General features: G+C 74.2%; 12 protein-coding genes. 1 reads left to right on the top strand and 11 read right to left on the bottom strand.

The features are described from left to right. Positions 1–65: 65 nt before the first annotated feature. The 8 genes from ACFY8O_RS22835 to ACFY8O_RS22800 all read right to left on the bottom strand — a co-directional run bounded on the left by ACFY8O_RS22835 (position 66) and on the right by ACFY8O_RS22800 (position 8,817). On the bottom strand, positions 66–350 hold the full coding sequence (locus ACFY8O_RS22835; protein ID WP_387905145.1) for a TFIIB-type zinc ribbon-containing protein: 285 nt from the start codon (positions 348–350) through the stop codon (positions 66–68). 61 nt (positions 351–411) lie between these two features. Further along, a complete protein-coding gene (locus ACFY8O_RS22830) occupies positions 412–1,374 on the bottom strand; it encodes a phosphotransferase family protein (RefSeq protein ID WP_387905142.1) in 963 nt (320 codons plus the stop codon). A 218-nt stretch (positions 1,375–1,592) separates the two neighbouring features. Next, positions 1,593–1,799 carry a hypothetical protein gene (locus ACFY8O_RS22825; protein ID WP_145806304.1) on the bottom strand — a complete coding sequence of 69 codons (207 nt, stop codon included), beginning with the start codon at positions 1,797–1,799 and terminating at the stop codon, positions 1,593–1,595. Positions 1,800–2,114: 315 nt separating this feature from the next. After that, positions 2,115–3,416 carry an alpha/beta fold hydrolase gene (locus tag ACFY8O_RS22820; RefSeq protein ID WP_387905140.1) on the bottom strand — a complete coding sequence of 434 codons (1,302 nt, stop codon included), beginning with the start codon at positions 3,414–3,416 and terminating at the stop codon, positions 2,115–2,117. Between the two features lie 318 nt (positions 3,417–3,734). Then, complete coding sequence (locus ACFY8O_RS22815) at positions 3,735–4,793, bottom strand: hypothetical protein (RefSeq protein WP_387905387.1); 1,059 nt, start codon at positions 4,791–4,793, stop codon at positions 3,735–3,737. A gap of 77 nt (positions 4,794–4,870) precedes the next feature. Beyond that, positions 4,871–6,538, bottom strand: coding sequence for an OPT/YSL family transporter (locus ACFY8O_RS22810; RefSeq protein WP_208766022.1), 1,668 nt, complete (start codon positions 6,536–6,538; stop codon positions 4,871–4,873). Between the two features lie 122 nt (positions 6,539–6,660). Continuing rightward, entirely contained in the window at positions 6,661–7,458 is a 798-nt protein-coding gene (locus tag ACFY8O_RS22805) for an IclR family transcriptional regulator (RefSeq protein WP_387905137.1), read from the bottom strand. A 1,098-nt stretch (positions 7,459–8,556) separates the two neighbouring features. Beyond that, complete coding sequence (locus ACFY8O_RS22800) at positions 8,557–8,817, bottom strand: hypothetical protein (RefSeq protein WP_145806312.1); 261 nt, start codon at positions 8,815–8,817, stop codon at positions 8,557–8,559. 206 nt (positions 8,818–9,023) lie between these two features. Between ACFY8O_RS22800 and ACFY8O_RS22795 the strand changes: the two genes are divergently transcribed. Beyond that, positions 9,024–10,352: a serine/threonine-protein kinase gene (locus ACFY8O_RS22795; protein ID WP_387905134.1), complete on the top strand. Its 1,329-nt coding sequence runs from the start codon at positions 9,024–9,026 to the stop codon at positions 10,350–10,352. Between the two features lie 14 nt (positions 10,353–10,366). Here ACFY8O_RS22795 and ACFY8O_RS22790 read toward each other — a convergent pair whose 3' ends face one another. The 3 genes from ACFY8O_RS22790 to cobT form a co-directional block, all read right to left on the bottom strand. Then, positions 10,367–11,191 carry a TrmH family RNA methyltransferase gene (locus ACFY8O_RS22790; protein WP_387905129.1) on the bottom strand — a complete coding sequence of 275 codons (825 nt, stop codon included), beginning with the start codon at positions 11,189–11,191 and terminating at the stop codon, positions 10,367–10,369. Between the two features lie 50 nt (positions 11,192–11,241). After that, positions 11,242–12,495, bottom strand: coding sequence for a uroporphyrinogen-III C-methyltransferase (gene cobA / locus ACFY8O_RS22785; RefSeq protein WP_387905126.1), 1,254 nt, complete (start codon positions 12,493–12,495; stop codon positions 11,242–11,244). A 307-nt stretch (positions 12,496–12,802) separates the two neighbouring features. Continuing rightward, positions 12,803–16,117 (bottom strand): nicotinate-nucleotide--dimethylbenzimidazole phosphoribosyltransferase, encoded by a 3,315-nt coding sequence (cobT, locus tag ACFY8O_RS22780; RefSeq protein WP_387905124.1) that lies wholly within the window; start codon positions 16,115–16,117, stop codon positions 12,803–12,805. Between the last annotated feature and the right edge of the window lie 195 nt (positions 16,118–16,312).

Raw genomic sequence — 16,312 nt, 5'->3', positions numbered from 1 at the left:
ATGCAATGCGGGTCCGGGCGCGGGGCCCGGACCCGTCCGGCGGCGTCGGCCGCGCGGCAGACCGGTCAGGAGGAGAACAGCATCCGGCCGAAGCTCTTCTGCCGGTGGTGGCCGCCGTAGTGGCCGCCCTGGTGCGGCGCCCCCCAGGCGGGCGCGGGGGCGGACGGGTAGGCCTGCGGGGCGGGCGGGGCGGGCGGCGCCTGCTGGGCCCACTGGGACTCCAGGCGGGTCAGGGACTCCAGCTCGCCGTAGTCCAGGAATATCCCCCGGCAGCCGCTGCACTGCTCGATCTGGACACCGTTGCGGTTGTAGGTGTGCATCTGGGCGTGACACTTGGGGCACTGGATCATCGAATCGGCTCCTCAGTCGAGAGACGTCGCCGGATGCATGCCCGGCGGCGATCGCTTCACCCTACGACGAGGGTTCGGACACCAACTCGGGCGGGAGGGAGGCAATACGGACACATGCGTCGATCATCAACTGTTCCACCTCATCCGGACTGCGTTGCTCCGCCGCGGACTTGGCGAGGGCGAGGGCGGCGGTCTGCACTGTGAGCGCACGGGCCGGCACGTCGAGGTCGGGCCAGGGGTCCCCTTCGGCACGCACGGCGGGACCGCCCGCTGCGCGATAGGCGTCCAGGAATCGCGTCCAGACCTCGGAGGGCAGCAGCCCGGCCGCGTACCAGGCGGCGGGGCGCGCGAGGTCCCACGCGGGGTCGCCGAGACCGCTGTCGTCGACGTCGATGAGCAGCCAGGGGCCGTGCGGCGCGGGATGACGGACGAGCTGGCCGAGATGGAGGTCCCCGTGGCAGAGGAAGCCGGCCCTGTCCTCGGGCGTTCGGTCCTCGGCGCGGGCCCAGCGGGGAAGCCCGTGCCACGCCGCGAGCACCGGCGCGGTGGCCGGGGCCCCGGGGAGGGCCGCGCGCATCCGCGCGACGGCCCGGGCGGCCTTGGCGGGTCCGCGCATCGCGGGGAGCGGAAGGGGAGGCGGGGTGCTGTGCAGCCGGGCCAGCAGGACGGCCGCGTCTTCCCAGGGGGCCGCGTCCGGGTCGGAGGGGTCGACGGGCTCGCCGTACGGCCACAGGCTCACCACCCGGTCTGCCGCACCGCGGGGTGGCGCGTCCGGGCCGGGGAGCGGCGGGAGCAGGATGCCCGCGAGCCGGGGAGCCGCGGCCAGGGAGAGGCGCTCGGCCAGGGCCGGGACCTCGGTTCCGGGGGCGTGGGCCTTCGCGACGACGGAGCCGCTGCGGACCACCGTGCCGTCCGGCCGGTCCGCGAGTACCTCGGGCGGAGCGCAGACGCACGCGGTGGTGAGGGGGTGGGCGGCGTCGTGCGCGAGGCCGCCCAGCACGCGTACGACAGGGGTGGTGGTCATCTGCTCGGCTCCCCCGACGGTGATCCGCCGGCCGCGCGGCCGGCCCCGGCGATCGTACGCGGGCCGGCGGGAGCCGGTGGAAAGGCCCCGGACAGCGCGATGCCCGGCCAGCTCCCCAGCTGGCCGGACAAACGCTGCCGCCCGCCGCACCCCCGTCCCCACGGGGCTGTTGGCCGGATGCCCCGGCCCGGACCGCTCTTCCGGACCCGGGGCGCCGCTCAGCGCCCCAGCATCACGCCCACGGACGACGCCTGTGTGACCACCGCGTCCCAGCCGCCGAAGACGACCACGAGCAGGGCCGCCAGAGGAAGAACCATCGCCGTCGCCACCAGCGGGTGACGACGGCCGGACGGGCGTGCGCCGAACGCGGCGTAGGCCTTGCGTCCCTGCGTGCGGATCATCGTCCGCGTGGCGGCGTCCGCCATGGTTCCTCTCCTGACCTGTTCCGGAGCGGCGGGCGTGTGGCCTCGGGGGACGAGTTCCTCGCCCGCCGCATGACTGCAACATTAGGCAGGCGGGAGCCACGCGGCGTCATGCCCGCGTACCGAATACCGGGCCTCCCGGAGGATGAGCCGGTGTCCTCCCGTGTACTCCCCTGGGTGGAGAAACGGGGCTGGTTGCGGTACCGGGCACCTAGGGGTCCGGCGTGGACTCCCCGTCCGGACGCGGAACGGGAGTGGGGACGACGGCCGGGGCGGGGACGGTGGTCGTCGGGCAGGGGCGGTCCTCTCCGTGCCTCGTCAGTCCCGGCCGTCCGCCATCGCGAGCAGCCGGTCGAGGACGGCCGGGTCGGCCCGGACACCGTCGTGGGCGTGGTCGTGGCTGACCCAGGTGCGCAGCCCGCGCACGGCTCCGGCGGTGGCGAGCGCGTGCTCGCGGTCCACGTACATGTCGTCGTGGTAGACGGCGGCCACCACGGGGACCTTGTTGGCCGCAAGCCTGTCGAGGTCGTAGAGCGCGGGCCAGTCGGTGCGCGCGGCGAGGGCTTCCGCCGCGCCCTTCAGCGGGACGAGGGCCGGGTCCTCCTCGAACTGCCAGGGGTAGACCATCTCCCCGGTGAAGCGGACCGGGCCGCCCTGTTCGGCGTCGAACGCGGGGAACTCCTGGCGGACCCGGTGCGCGGACCAGGCGGTGGGGCGCGTTCCTTGGGCGTATATCGGCTCGTGGAGCGCCGCGTAGAGGGGGCGCTCGGCGAAGGACACCGCGGCGTCGACGCCCCGCAGGAAGGTGTCGGTGAGCTCGGGGCCGCGGACGCCGTCGGTGAAGGCGGTCTCCAGGAGGTAGTGGAGCGAGTCGAACTTCGCAGAGGTGCCGAAGGTGATGCCCAGCGTCTGGAAGCGGCGCACGGTGAGGCGTTCGCCGGTCGGCATGCGTACGTCGTGCGTCTCCAGGTGCGCGGCGACGGCGTCGGCGAGGCGCTGGTCGTCCGGATAGCGCGCGAAATAGCGCTCGTTGTGGGTGAGGGTGCGAGCGTAGGCCGCCCGGTACACGTCGTCGGCGTGGCCGGTCAGCGTGGGCAGGCCCCCGGTGATGTAGGCCTGGCTCAGTCCCTCGGGCGCGAGGCTGAGGTAGGTGAGGGTCGCGAAGCCACCGAAGCTCTGTCCCAGGACGCTCCACGGCTGTTCGCCCTGGAAGTGGCGGCGCAGCTGTTCGGCGTCCCGGACGATCGAGTCCGCGCGGAAGTGGCCGAGGAACCCGGCGGCGGCATGGTGGTCCGTGCCGAACCGGGCGAGGGTGAGCCGGTCGGCGGGGGTGGAGCGCCCGGTCCCGCGCTGGTCCATCAGGACGACGCGGTGACCGGCGAGGGCACGCCGGAGCCAGGCACCCGCGGCGTTCGGCCGTTCCGCCCGGCCGCCCGGGCCGCCCTGGAGCCAGAGCAGCCGGGGCAGCTTCTCGTGCTCCCGGCCTTCGGCCACCACTTCGCGGGCGAACAGGCTGAGGGACGGACCGCCGGGATCACCGTGGTCCAGCGGTACGTCGATGGTGTGGTCGGTGCAGACCAGACCGCCGTGGCGGTAGGAGACGGGTACGGGCGAGGACATGGGCGCTCCTTGTCGCGGGGAGGGGGCAGGGGACGGGGCCGGCGTCGGGTGCCACCGGTGCGAGGCGGTTCCGGCGGCCTGCGCGAGAGGGGCGCGGGGCTGCGGACGGTCGCACGGGCATGGGGCCGGGCGGGGTGCGCGGGACGGACGGGCCGCACGGGCGGGGTGGCGGGACGTGGGGCACGGGCCGGACGGATCCGACGCACGGGCGTAGGGCCCGCCGGGCACGTGTGCTCCGGGGGCCGGGGTGAACAGGGCGCACCCTGCGGGGGACGCGGGCCGGGCGGACGGTGGGTGCCCGGCCCGCGGCTGCTCGGGTCAGTAACCGGCGACGCCGAGTTCGCGGCAGATCTCCACGAGTTCGGGGTGCACGTAGCGCCCGTTCTCCTCGATCGCCACACCGTCCAGGTAGATGGACGGCCCGAGCACACTGCCGTCGGTGTGCGCGGCGGCGACCCACGGTTCGCCGCCGATCCAGGCGCCCTTCGTGCCGATGCCGAGCTCGACGCACCCGAAGACCCGCTCGTCCTCCACGATGCGGCCCGTCGGGGCGAGGACGCCCGGGTTGAAGCCGAGGGACCAGTGGGCGACGCGGAACATGTTCGGGTCGTCGAAGGACTCCATCCAGCGGCGGAAGGTGTCGGCGTCGGCACCGCCCTCGATCTTCGTGACGACACCCTTCTCGACGGTGCAGCGGACCGGGGAGCGCAGCAGGCCGATCTCGTCCGGCGGCCACAGGGCGCCGTCGAACACCAGGATGCCGTCCTGGGTCTCCTCCAGCGGGTTCCAGGAGATCTGGCCCGACAGCATGACCGTTTCACCGGGCTTCTCGGCGGGCTTGCCGCGCAGGTTGATCGGGCGGTCGCCGTTGCGCCCCACGAGGTCGGTGCCGTTGGCGGAGGTGATACGGACCTCGTCGGCGGCCTCCAGGAGGGCGACGAGAGCCTTGCCCAGGCGGATGACGCCCTGGAAGTCGGGGCGCCCGACGGTGGCGACCAGCATCTGGACGTCCATGGCGGTGAGATTGGTGTAGCGGCAGCCGTTCGCCATGGCGGCGCGGAAGGCGTCGGAGTGCATGACGTAGGAGACCGCGAACTCGATCCACACGTCCGCGTCGGCTATCGCACCGGCCACGGGGCGGGGCGGCTCCATCGAGGCGCCGGGCATCGTCTCGTACCAGACGATGACGGGGTGGGCGCCGGCGGCGGCGACGGCCTGGGCGGTGGCCTCGACGACCCGGCGGTCGCTGCTCGTGTCACCGGTGAGGACGACGTGCTCGCCCCGCTTGACGAGCATGACCTCCTCGACGAGCTTCCGTGCGGCCAGGGCCAGTTCGAAGCTGAGGTACTCGGGACGCGGTTCGAGCCTGCTGTACATGTCCACGGTGGGGGTTCTCCTTGCCTTGCAGTGTGGTGCGGGGTGGTACGGGTGGTGGCTTGAGGGGGCCGGCGGGCTCAGGTCTTGAGGATCTGGGCGGAGTCGCCGAGCGAACTGCCCGCGATCACACCGGCGCCGACCAGGTTGAGTTCCTCGTCCGCGGCGGGGCCGCGCAGCTTGCGGTAGACGACGCGTACCGCCAGTGCGCCGAGGACCAGCCAGCAGGCCTGCGGGGTGAGGATGAGGAGGCCGGTGGCGAGCATGACGCCCATCTGCCGGCGGGTGCCGCCGATCAGCTGGATGACCGCGCCGGGGATGGCCCACAGGAGCATGGTGCGCACCGCGTCGGGGTCACTGAGGCCGGTCTTGATCGTGTCGGCGTACACCTTGGCGACGGGCGGGATGAGCCCCTGCCCGAAGTACGAGCGCCAGGCGACGGCGACGACGAGCAGCGCGACACCGAAGCCGATCAGGGCGGCCAGGAACTGCTGGCGGCGCCCCTCACGCTCGTACGGGTCCCAGGGGCGGTGGTCGCGGCGCAGCAGCCAGCCCGCCTTGAGGTCGTAGCCCATGTCGGCGAAGGCGGGGCCGGTGGCGGAGACGTAACCGATCAGGAGGGCCAGCGGTACGGAGGGAATGCCCATCGCGAGCCCGAGGACCAGGAAAATCAGGGTGACGGCGAAGGACGGGAACCAGCCGGACTGCATGGCGGCGAGGCCGACGATCAGTTCGTGGACGAGCGCGGCGAAGGCGGCGAACAGGACCCAGCCGACGATGCCCAGCGGGCTCATGTCGCCGATCAGCCCTCCGAGTACGGCCAGGACGACGGCGCCCGCGGTGAAGAGCGCGTAGCCGCGGATCAGGGCGAGCCGCAGGCCCCTCTCGTCGACGGTGTGTTCGACGGTCGGGTCGGTCACCACGCGGGTGCTCGCCGGCTCCCGGTCCGCCTTCTGCTTCTTGCGGGCACGCCGGCCCACCAGCATGTGGACCGCCTGCCCCAGGGCGACGACGCCCGCGCCGACCATGACGCCGTGCGGGATGAAGCCGGCCCCGAGGTCGGTGTCGAAGAGGTCAGGACTGTACTGGCGCAGCATCAGGCCGACACCGAACATCATCAGCGCCCAGACGTTGCCCAGGAAGGCCACGCCCGCGGCGGACAGCGGCAGGCTGAGAAGCGTCCCGGCCAGCCCGATCGCGGTGCCGCCGGCCAGGATCAGCGCCCGGCGGCCTCCCCGGTCGCCGGCCTTGATGGTCTCGGCGGCGGCGGTTCCGGGCGGCCACGCGGCGTCGGCGGGCAGCAGCCGGGAGCCGAAGGCCCGGTAGAGCACCCAGGCGTCCACGAGCAGACCGATGAACGATCCGGCGAGCATGGGCCAGACCAGGTCCTGCCGTCCGAAGACGTACGGGATGGCCACGGACGTCAGCAGCGCGTTGGCCGAGGCGAAGGTCGCCGCGGAGATGGCGCTCTGGGCGAGGTTCTGCCGGTGCACGGACCGCATCCGGCGCAGGAAGCCCAGCGGGATGCGGCCGATCAGCATGGCGACGAGGGCGCCGACGACCGAGGTGTTGGCGGAGATGCCCAGCTTGGACACGAGGTCGATGCCGATCACCGCGCCGACGGCGGCGAGCAGGACCAGGATGACCAGCAGCACGGGTTCGAAGACCCGGGGGTGGGACCCGGTGTCGTCCGACCGGGGTCCGGACGGCGGCGGAACGCGGTGCGGGGCGGAGGCTTGGTGCGCCATGGGGCACCCCCTTCGGTGAGCAGGACTGGGAAGACGCCGTTCCTCATCGGTGCGCGGGCAGGGCGGAGCGCACCGGCGGCGCGGAGCGCCGCGGGATCGAGCGGTGTGCGGTCGGGGCCGGTTCAGCCGCCCAGTGCCGCGGTGATCTCCGCGGCTCCGGCGCGCACCAGCGGTACGAGGGTGTCGACGGCCCGGTCCACACGGTGGGAGGGGCCGATCACGGTGAGGGAGGCGGCGACGGCGCCGCCTTGGAGGACGGGGGCGGAGACGGCGGTGACGGCCTCGTCGTACTCGCCGTAGCTGACGCAGTGCCCGTCGGTACGGACCTGGGCGTAGCAGGTGAGCAGGGCGTCCAGGTCGGTGATGGTGCGATCGTTGAACCGGGCGAGACCGGTGGGACCGAACATCTGCCGGATCTCGCGTTCGGGGTGGTACGCGAAGATGGTGTGCCCGGAGGCTCCGGCGTGGCCGGGCATGACCGCTCCGATGATGGCGGTGTAGCGGACGGGCCCGGTGCCGTCCACGGCGGCGGCGCAGCGGTAACCGGAGCCGTGCGGGACGTTCAGCACGATGCTCTCGCCCGTCTCGCGCAGCAGCCGGGCGAGTATCGGGCGGGCGAGGGACGGCAGCACGCCGCTGTGTTCGCCGACCCGGGCGAGCCGGGAGAGTGCGGGGCCGGGCCGGTAGCGGCGGCTGACGTCGTCGCACATCAGGAAGGAGCGGGCGGTCAGGGTGGTGAGCAGGCGCTGGACGACCGCCTTGTCCCAGCCGTGATGGCGCGCGAGCTCGCTGACGCCCCACTCGGGGCGCTGCTCGGTGAAGGTGAGCAGGACCACGAGGGCCCGGTCCACGGTCTGCAGGACGCCGGGTGCCTGGGAAGCGGCTGCGACAGGGGTGGTGTCGGTGCCGTGGTCCGCCATGGGCCGGCCTCCTTCTCGCGTGCGGGTGGTTCGTGAGCGCCGACCGGTGTCCTGGGGAGGTTTCCGGGGGCCCCCGGTGCGTGTCCGGAGAGCCGTTCGGTGCGGAAATCGCAACGCCGTTGCGTTTTCTGGCGAAAGGATGCTGCTGCACCGCGCGGGTGTCAAGGGTGTTCCGCAGATTCGTGGCGACTGCACGGACCCCGCCCTCCGGGGTACGCGCCCCACGGCTGACCAGCGGCTCCGTCCCGGGGCGAGGCGGAAGGCGGAGCGGAGGGCCGGGACGCGCGCAACACGGTGGGCGCGGGGCGCGGCGGCCCGCGCGGGCATCACGGCGGGCGCGGGGCGGCGGATGGCACGCAGGGTGCGGGGCGCCGCGGCGGGAGGCGCCCAGGGGTGTGGGCGTCCGTGCGCGGGTCCGGGCAGGCGGCTCGGGGCAGGGGACGGGGTGGCGCGCGGGGCCCGGGCGGCGCGGCCTGGGCAGGCGGCTCGGGGGCCGACGCGGGGTGGCGCGCGAGGCCCGAAAAGGCAGGGCCTGGGCGTGCAGGCGTTCGGGCGTCAGGGCGTCGGGGTCGCTATGGGCGACGCGGGCGCGGGACGCGGCACCCCGGCCCGTGGTCCGGGGGCAGGTGGGGTGGGCGCGGAACTCGGGGTCCGGGAAGCGCAGAACGCGGGCATGGCGGAGGGCACAGGCGGCCCGCGACGGGCGGCCCGGAGGGCACAGATCGTCGCGGTAGGCATCGCGGATCGGAGCCCAGCCGGGCCCGGGCCCGGAGCGCGGGCGGGCGCTCACAGGGCGCCGGAGATGGGCCCGGCGTCGGCGCAGAGCGTCCCCCCGGCGCGACGGGCAGCACGCCCGCCCGGAGCCCTTGGCCCCAGGATGGCGCGCGGGCCGTCTTGCCCAGGCCGCCGCGTGTGCAGGCCTCCGCGGTGTGGTGAAGGCGTCCGAGCTCACCGCACGCCGGAGGCGCACCCCGAAGGCGCACCGCGGAGGTATTCCTGTCCGGCGCGGCGCCGGCCACCCTGTGGGGTCGCCGGCGCCGGGGCCGATGCGCGGAGGTTCACGGCCGGGACCGCCCCGGGCCAGAACCTGACGCGGCACTACCGGGGGTCGGGGCCTCCTGCGGGCGGGCCCTCGGAGGCGTCCTCCCTGGGGACCGGCTGTTCGACCAGGGCGAGCACCCTGGTCGCCATGAAGCGGGCGGTACGGACAACTGATCCACTTCGGGTGACTTCACTCACTTCCACCACACCCCGGCGGACCGCTGTCTCCACCCGGCGGCCTGCCCTGGAGGCCACCACTTCGTACGTCCTCGTCGTGTCACCCGCGTCCACGACTATTTCCACACGATCGCCCTTCATTGATCCAACTCCCCCTTCAGCGACGGACCTTTGAGATCTCGCACCGGTCATGGAGTCTGGATCTCCGGCTCCTTGACCACTCCTCAATTCTCCCACCGGGGACTGACAATCGATGGGGCGGCGAGGGCGCGGCCTCTGAGCGCGCCGCGCCACGGGTACGTAAGCTGTGCCTCGTCAGGCGGACCGGCAGCGGGGATGGGCAGACGATGGCGATGATGCGGCTCCGGCGCGAGGACCCGCGTGTCGTCGGCTCGTTCAGGCTGCACCGGCGGCTCGGCGCGGGCGGCATGGGCGTCGTCTATCTCGGTTCCGACCGGCGGGGCCAGCGGGTCGCCCTCAAGGTGATCAGGCCGGACCTGGCGGAGGATCAGGAGTTCCGCTCGCGCTTCGCGCGCGAGGTGTCCGCCGCACGGAGGATCCGCGGCGGCTGTACGGCGCGCCTGGTGGCCGCCGACCTGGAGGCGGACCGCCCGTGGTTCGCCACCCAGTACGTACCCGGACCGTCCCTCCACGACAAGGTCGTGGAGGAGGGCCCTCTGACGGCCGCCGAGGTCGCCTCGATCGGGGCGGCGCTGTCCGAGGGTCTGGTGGCGGTGCACGAGGCCGGGGTCGTCCACCGGGACCTGAAGCCGTCGAACATCCTCCTATCCCCCAAGGGCCCCCGGATCATCGACTTCGGCATCGCCTGGGCGACCGGCGCCAGCACGCTCACCCATGTCGGGACGGCGGTCGGCTCCCCCGGCTTCCTGGCGCCCGAGCAGGTGCGCGGCGCCGCCGTGACCCCCGCGACCGACGTGTTCTCGCTGGGCGCCACCCTGGCCTACGCGGCCATGGCGGACTCGCCCTTCGGGCACGGCAGTTCCGAGGTGATGCTCTACCGCGTGGTCCACGAGGAACCGCACCTGTTCGACGTGCACGACGCGCTCGCCCCGCTCGTACGGGCCTGTCTGGCGAAGGACCCCGAGGAGCGGCCGAGCACGCTGCAGCTGTCCATGCGGCTCAAGGAGATCGCGGCCCGTGAGGCCCAAGGACTGCAGGAGCGCCGCCCGCCCGCGCAGCGCGGCGAGCAGGAGCTGGACCGGCCGACCGGCCGGCTGGAGGGTCCGTACACCGAGCAGTCCACCCGGCGTACGGCCGGAGGCTCCGCTCAGCCCTCGCGCGCGCCGGGGCGGCGCCCGGCGTCCTCGCGTCCGGCCCCTCCCCGTACCGGCGGATCACAGCCCCGGGGGTCCCGTAGCGGCACACGGCCGGGTCAGCAGCCGCACGCGCCGAAGGGCACGAACGGGACGAACGGCAGGCCCGCCTCCCGGCCGGGTGTCCGCACGACCTCGGCGGGCAACGGCGGCAAGCGGCGGCCCGCCAATCCGCGGCTGCTGCGGCAGCGGCTCGTCGTCTTCGTCGTGGTGACGCTGCTGGTGGCCCTGGGCATCGCGGCGGCCCAGGGATGCCAGGGGCCGGCCCGCGGACTGGACGACTCACCGGCACGGACGTACGACGGCGCTGCCGCGCAGTCCGTGCGCGCGGACGGGTCCTGAGGGCTGCCCTCCCGTCAGGAGGGGTCGGGCCGGGTCGCGTAGAAGACGACGGCGGATGCCGCCGCGACGTTGAGCGAGTCGACCCCGGCGTCCATCGGGATCCGTACGTGGGCGTCGGCGGCGGCCAGCGCCGCGGGCGTGAGGCCGTCGCCCTCCGTGCCGAAGACGAGCGCCAGCTTCTCGTGCCGCCGTGCGACCAGTTCGTCCAAGGTGATCGACCGGTCGCTGAGGCAGAGCGCGGCCGTGGTGAATCCGGCCTCGCGCAGCAGGCCGGCGTCCTCGGGCCATGAGGTCAGGCGGGTCCAGGGGACGTGGAAGACCGAGCCCATCGAGACCTTCACCGCCCTGCGGTAGAGCGGGTCCGCGCAGCGCGGGGTGAGCAGGACGGCGTCGACACCGAGCGCGGCGGCGTTGCGGAATGCGGCGCCCAGGTTGGCGTGGTCGACGATGTCCTCGAACACGGCGACCCGCCGCACGCTCCCCCGCTCCGGGGCCAGCAGGACCCGGGCGTCGGGCAGCGGTCTGCGCTCCATGGAGGCGAGGGCGCCCCGGTGCACGTGGTAGCCGGTGACGCGCTCGGCAAGCTCCGGTGTCACCGCGTACACCGGAGCGGTGGCCTCGTCGATCACATCACGCATGACGTCGATCCACTTGGCGGAGAGCAGCATGGACCGCATCGCGTACCCGGCGTTCCCGGCGCGCCGGATCACCTTCTCGCCCTCGGCGATGAAGAGGCCTTCTGCGGGTTCCCGCCTGCGCCTGAGTGCGACGTCGGTCAGGCCGGTGTAGTCGGCCAGCCGGGGGTCGTCCGGGTCGTCGACGGTGATGAGTTCAGCCACGGGTCTGCTGCTGCCTTGTCGGGTGGTGGGGTGCGGCGGAGGCCCGCCGCTCAGTCTTCGAGCGGTGCGGGTATGTCCACGCCGACGGCGACGACGTCGCCGATGACGATGACGGCCGGGGGCCGGACCTCTTCCGAGACGACCCGCTCACCGACGGTCGCGAGGGTCGCGTCGACCCTGCGCTGGGCGGCGGTGGTGCCCTCCTGGACCAGGGCCACGGGCGTGTCCGGGGACTTTCCGTTGCTGATGAGCGCCTGCGCGATGGCGCCGATCTTGTCGACGGCCATCAGGAGGACGAGGGTTCCGCGCAGCTGCGCGAGGGCCTGCCAGTCGACCAGGGAGCGCGGGTCGTCGGGCGCCACATGACCGCTGACCACCGTGAACTCGTGGGCGACCCCGCGGTGGGTGACGGGGATCCCGGCGGCGCCCGGCACGGAGATGGAGCTGGAGATGCCGGGGACGACGGTGCAGGCGATGCCCTCGGCGGCGAGCGCCTGGGCCTCCTCCATGCCCCGGCCGAAGACGAAGGGGTCACCGCCCTTGAGGCGGACCACGGACTTGCCGGCCTTGGCGTGGTCGATGAGCGCCTGGTTGATCGCCTCCTGAGCCATGTAGCGGCCGTACGGGATCTTCGCGGCGTCTATGACCTCGACGTGCGGGGGCAGCTCGTCGAGCAGGTCGCGCGGGCCGAGCCGGTCGGCGATGACGACGTCTGCCTCGGCGAGGAGACGGCGGCCACGGACCGTGATCAGGTCGGGGTCGCCGGGGCCGCCGCCGACCAGGGCCACGCCGGGGGCCCGGGTGCGGTGGTGCGGGGCGGCGAGCGTACCGTCGCGCAGGCCCTCCACGATCGCGTCGCGGACCGCGGCGGAGTGCCGGGGGTCACGGCCCTGCGAGGTGGTGGTGAGCACCGCGACGGTGATGCCCTCGCTGCGGCCGGTCGCGGGGGTCCAGGCGGTGGCCGCCTCCGCGTCGTCACTGCGGACGCACCAGGTGCGGGTGCGCTCGGCCTCCGCGGACGCCGCGTCGTTGGCGGCGGCGTCGGACGAGGCGACCAGGGCGTACCACGTGTCGGCCAGGTCCCCGTCCTGGTACCTGCGGCGCTCCCAGCGGATCTCGCCCGCGTCGGCCATCGCCTCGACCGACGGCGTCGCGGACGGGGAGACCAGGGTGATGTCGGCTCCGGCCGCGATGAGGGCGGGCAGCCGGCGCTGTGCGACCTGGCCGCCGCCGACGACGACGACGCGGCGCCCGTTCAGGCGCAGTCCGACGGGGTAGGCAGGGTGATCGTCATGCTCGGCCATGGTCGGGCGGGCTCCTCGTGCAGGGTGCGGTGTGCTGCGGGCCGCTGCGGCGGTGGAGCGGCTGTGACGTGAGGTGGAGCGGTGGGGCGTGGGACCACGATACGGGGTGCCCCTGCCGGGGGGTTCCGCGGTGCGTTCGCCGCGGACCGGGCGGGCCGGGGCGCGCCCTGGTTCCTGGTTCTCGTACGCCCGACGGCCGAAGGTCCTCCGGGGCGGGAACCGTTCCACGCGCGCGGGGCGGGGTCCGCCGCCCCGCGCGGGGCCGTGCCCGGGACGGCCGGTGGGCACGTCCGGGCACGGGGGCCGGCTACTTCTCCGTGACGCCCGCGGAGTCGAAGGTCGCCACCTCGTGCATCGCGCGGGCCGCGCTCTGCACGATGGGGAGCGCGAGCAGTGCGCCGGTGCCCTCGCCGAGCCTGAGGTCCAGATCGACCAGCGGGCGCAGTCCGAGCTTGTTCAGGGCGGCGACGTGGCCGGGCTCCGCGCTGCGGTGGCCCGCGATGCACGCGGCGAGCGCCTCGGGGGCGATCGCCCGGGCGACCAGGGCGGCGGCTCCGGCGCTCACGCCGTCGAGGATCACCGGCGTACGGAGGGACGCTCCGCCGAGGAGGAAGCCCGCCATGGCGGCGTGCTCCAGGCCGCCGACCGCGGCGAGCACCCCGATCGGGTCGGTGGGGTCGGGCTGGTGCAGATCCAGGGCCCGGCGGACCACATCGACCTTGCGGGCGTGCATCTCGTCGTTGATGCCGGTGCCGCGACCGGTCACCTCCGCCGGGTCCATGCCGGTGTACACGCAGATCAGTGCGGCCGACGCGGTGGTGTTGGCGATGCCCATCTCACCGGTGAGCAGGCCCTTGTTGCCCGCCGCCACCAGGTCGCGGGCGGTCTCGATGCCGACCTCGATCGCCGCGAGCACCTCTTCGCGGGTGAGGGCGGGGCCCGTGGTGAAGTCGGCCGTACCGGGACGGACCTTCCTCGGCAGCAGGCCGGGGGTGGCGGGGAGCTCCGTGGCGACGCCCACGTCCACGACGCAGACCTCGGCGCCGACCTGGGCGGCGAAGGCGTTGCAGACCGCGCCGCCCCCGAGGAAGTTGGCGACCATCTGGCCGGTCACCTCCTGCGGCCAGGCGGTGACGCCCTGGGCGTGCACCCCGTGGTCCCCGGCGAAGATCGCGACAGCGGCGGGCTCCGGGATCGGTGGCGGGCAGAGCCGCGAGAGCCCGGACAGCTGGGCGGAGATGATCTCCAGCATGCCGAGCGCACCGGCGGGCTTCGTCATCCGCTTCTGGCGTTCCCAAGCCTCGCCGAGTGCCTTGGCGTCCAGGGGCCGGATGGTGGCGATGGTCTCCTGGAGCAGGTTGTGCGGCTCCTCGCCGGGCAGGGCACGGCGGCCGTACGTCTCCTCGTGGACCACCCAGGACAGGGGGCGGCGCTTGGACCAGCCCGCCTGCATCAGTTCGGGCTCCTCCGGGAACTCGTCGACGTAACCGACGCAGAGGTAGGCGACGACTTCGAGGTGCTCGGGCAGGCCGAGCGCGCGGACCATCTCACGCTCGTCGAAGAAGCTGACCCAGCCCACCCCGAGGCCCTCGGCGCGGGCGGCGAGCCAGAGGTTCTCCACGGCGAGGGCCGAGGAGTACGGGGCCATCTGCGGCTGGGTGTGCCGGCCGAGGGTGTGCCGGCCGCCCCGGGTCGGGTCGGCGGTGACGACGATGTTCACCGGGGTGTCGAGGATGGCCTCGATCTTCAGTTCCTTGAACTGCTTGGCGCGCGCCTTGGGAAGCGACTTGGCGTACGCCTCGCGCTGACGCTGTGCCAGTTCGTGCATGGAGCGGCGCGTCTCCGCGGAACGGATGACGACGAAGTCCCAGGGCTGCGAGTGGCCGACGCTGGGCGCGGTGTGTGCGGCTTCGAGGACACGGAGGAGGACCTCGTGCGGGATGGGGTCGCTGCGGAAGCCGTTACGGATGTCGCGGCGCTCACGCATGACGCGCAGCACGGCTTCGCGCTCGGCGTCGTCGTAACCGGGCGCGGGCGGGGAGACGGGCACCGCCTCGGGGGCCTCGGCTGCTTCGGGCGCCTCGGCTTCGGCGAGCGGGGTCTCCTCGGCCACGGCGGGCACCTCGGCCCGCGGGACCTCCGGATCCTGCGCCTGGGGCGCCGCTGTCTGCGGGGCCTCCTGGAACTCCGCCGCCGGGATCTCCGCTTCCGGGATCCCTGCTTCAGGGGTCTCCGCTTCCGGGGTCTCGATGATCTCGGGCCCGGTGGCCTGCTCCAGCTCCTCGGCAGGGGCGGGCTCGGCCGCCGGGGCGGTCTCCGCGACGGCGACGGTCTCCACGGCCGGCTCGGGCGCACCCGCGGGCTGCTGGGCGGCCACCGGCTCCGGAGCCTGGAGGATCTCGGGCTCGGAGGGTACGGATTCCGCAGGCGCGGGCTCGCCCGCGACGTCTGCGACCGGCTCCGCCGTGGGGGCCACCGGCTGATCGGGCTCGGGCGCTGCCACCGGGCTGACGGCCGCCTCAGCGACCGGCGTGCCCGCGGCCGGGGTGGGCGCGAGGGGGGAAGGGGCCGGTACGGAGCCCTCCACCGGCACGAACTGCTCTGTCTGCGGGGCCGGGGCGACGGCGGTCTCCGCACCCGGCTCGAAGGGGGCCTCGGCAGGAGCCTCGGTGGGTACGGCGACCTGTCCCTGCGCCGGAAGCCGGACCGGAGGCTCCTGGACGTGTTCCTCGGCCGTCTCCACGACGGTCTCGACAGGCGCGGCGTCCAGGGCGACCGTTTCTGCGGGCGCGGGGCCGGTCTCCGGCGCGAGGGTCTCGACGGGCGCGGCCTCAGCGGCGGCCTCGACCGGCGCAACGGCCTCGACGGGTACGACGTGAGGGGCGGCCTCGACCGGCGCAACGGCCTCGACGGGTACGACGTGAGGGGCGGCCTCGACCGGCGCAACGGCCTCGACGGGCACGGCAGCCTCGGCGGGCACCACGGGCTCGACGGGCACGGCAGCCTCGGCGGGCACCACGGGCTCGACAGCGACCGGCTCCGGGACGGCCTGCGGCTCCGGAGCGGCCACCGCTTCGGGTACGGCGACCGGCTCGGGCGCGACCACCGCTTCGGGCGCGGGCTCCGGTGCACCCCACGCGGGTGCGCTCTGCGGCGGGATCTCGCCCAGCTGCGGCCCGGGCAGCCGGGCCGCGTCGTCCGCCGGGAGGTCGAAGTACTCGGGACCCGTCGTGGGCGGTCCGGCGTGCCGGACGGGCATCGGGGTCTGCGGCGTACCGGCCGGCCCTCGGTCCGCGAGCGAGCGGACCACTCCCCCGGTGGCCGAACCACCGTAGGTGGGGGCCTCCGTGGCCGAGGGGCCGCGGTGCAGCGGGCGGCGTGCCGGAGCGGCGGCAGCCGGGACCTGCGCCGCGTGCGACTCGGGCTGGCCCGCGGGTGCGGCGGGTGCGTCACTCCACGCACCCTGGGCCGCGGGCATCAGGAGGAGGTCGTCGTCCTCGGTGGCGGGGTGCTCGGAGGGCTCGAGGTAGGTGTACGCGTCCTGGGCGGGGATGCCCGGCTGCTCCACCATGCCTGCGTTCTCCGGCAGTCCCTCGCCCGGGATCTGGCCGGTGTCAGTCATGCGTACCCCTCGCCCATCGTCAGTGCTCCTTCGCCCTTCGCCCGGGATGCCCGAACCACGGCACGCCGGTGCTCGTCAACAAGAACGAGCGGGCTCGCCGCGCGGCACGAAACGCGCGCGGAGGTATACATTCTCGCGGTCGTTCGCCACCGCGAAAGACAGTTCCGCCACGGCTCGCTGTGGACTGCGCCACGT

It is taken from the genome of Streptomyces argenteolus (assembly GCF_042902585.1).
GTDB classification, from domain to species: domain Bacteria; phylum Actinomycetota; class Actinomycetes; order Streptomycetales; family Streptomycetaceae; genus Streptomyces; species Streptomyces argenteolus.
The sequence above is the reverse complement of the archived record's forward strand: the minus strand, read 5'-3'. Positions and strand labels throughout refer to the sequence as shown.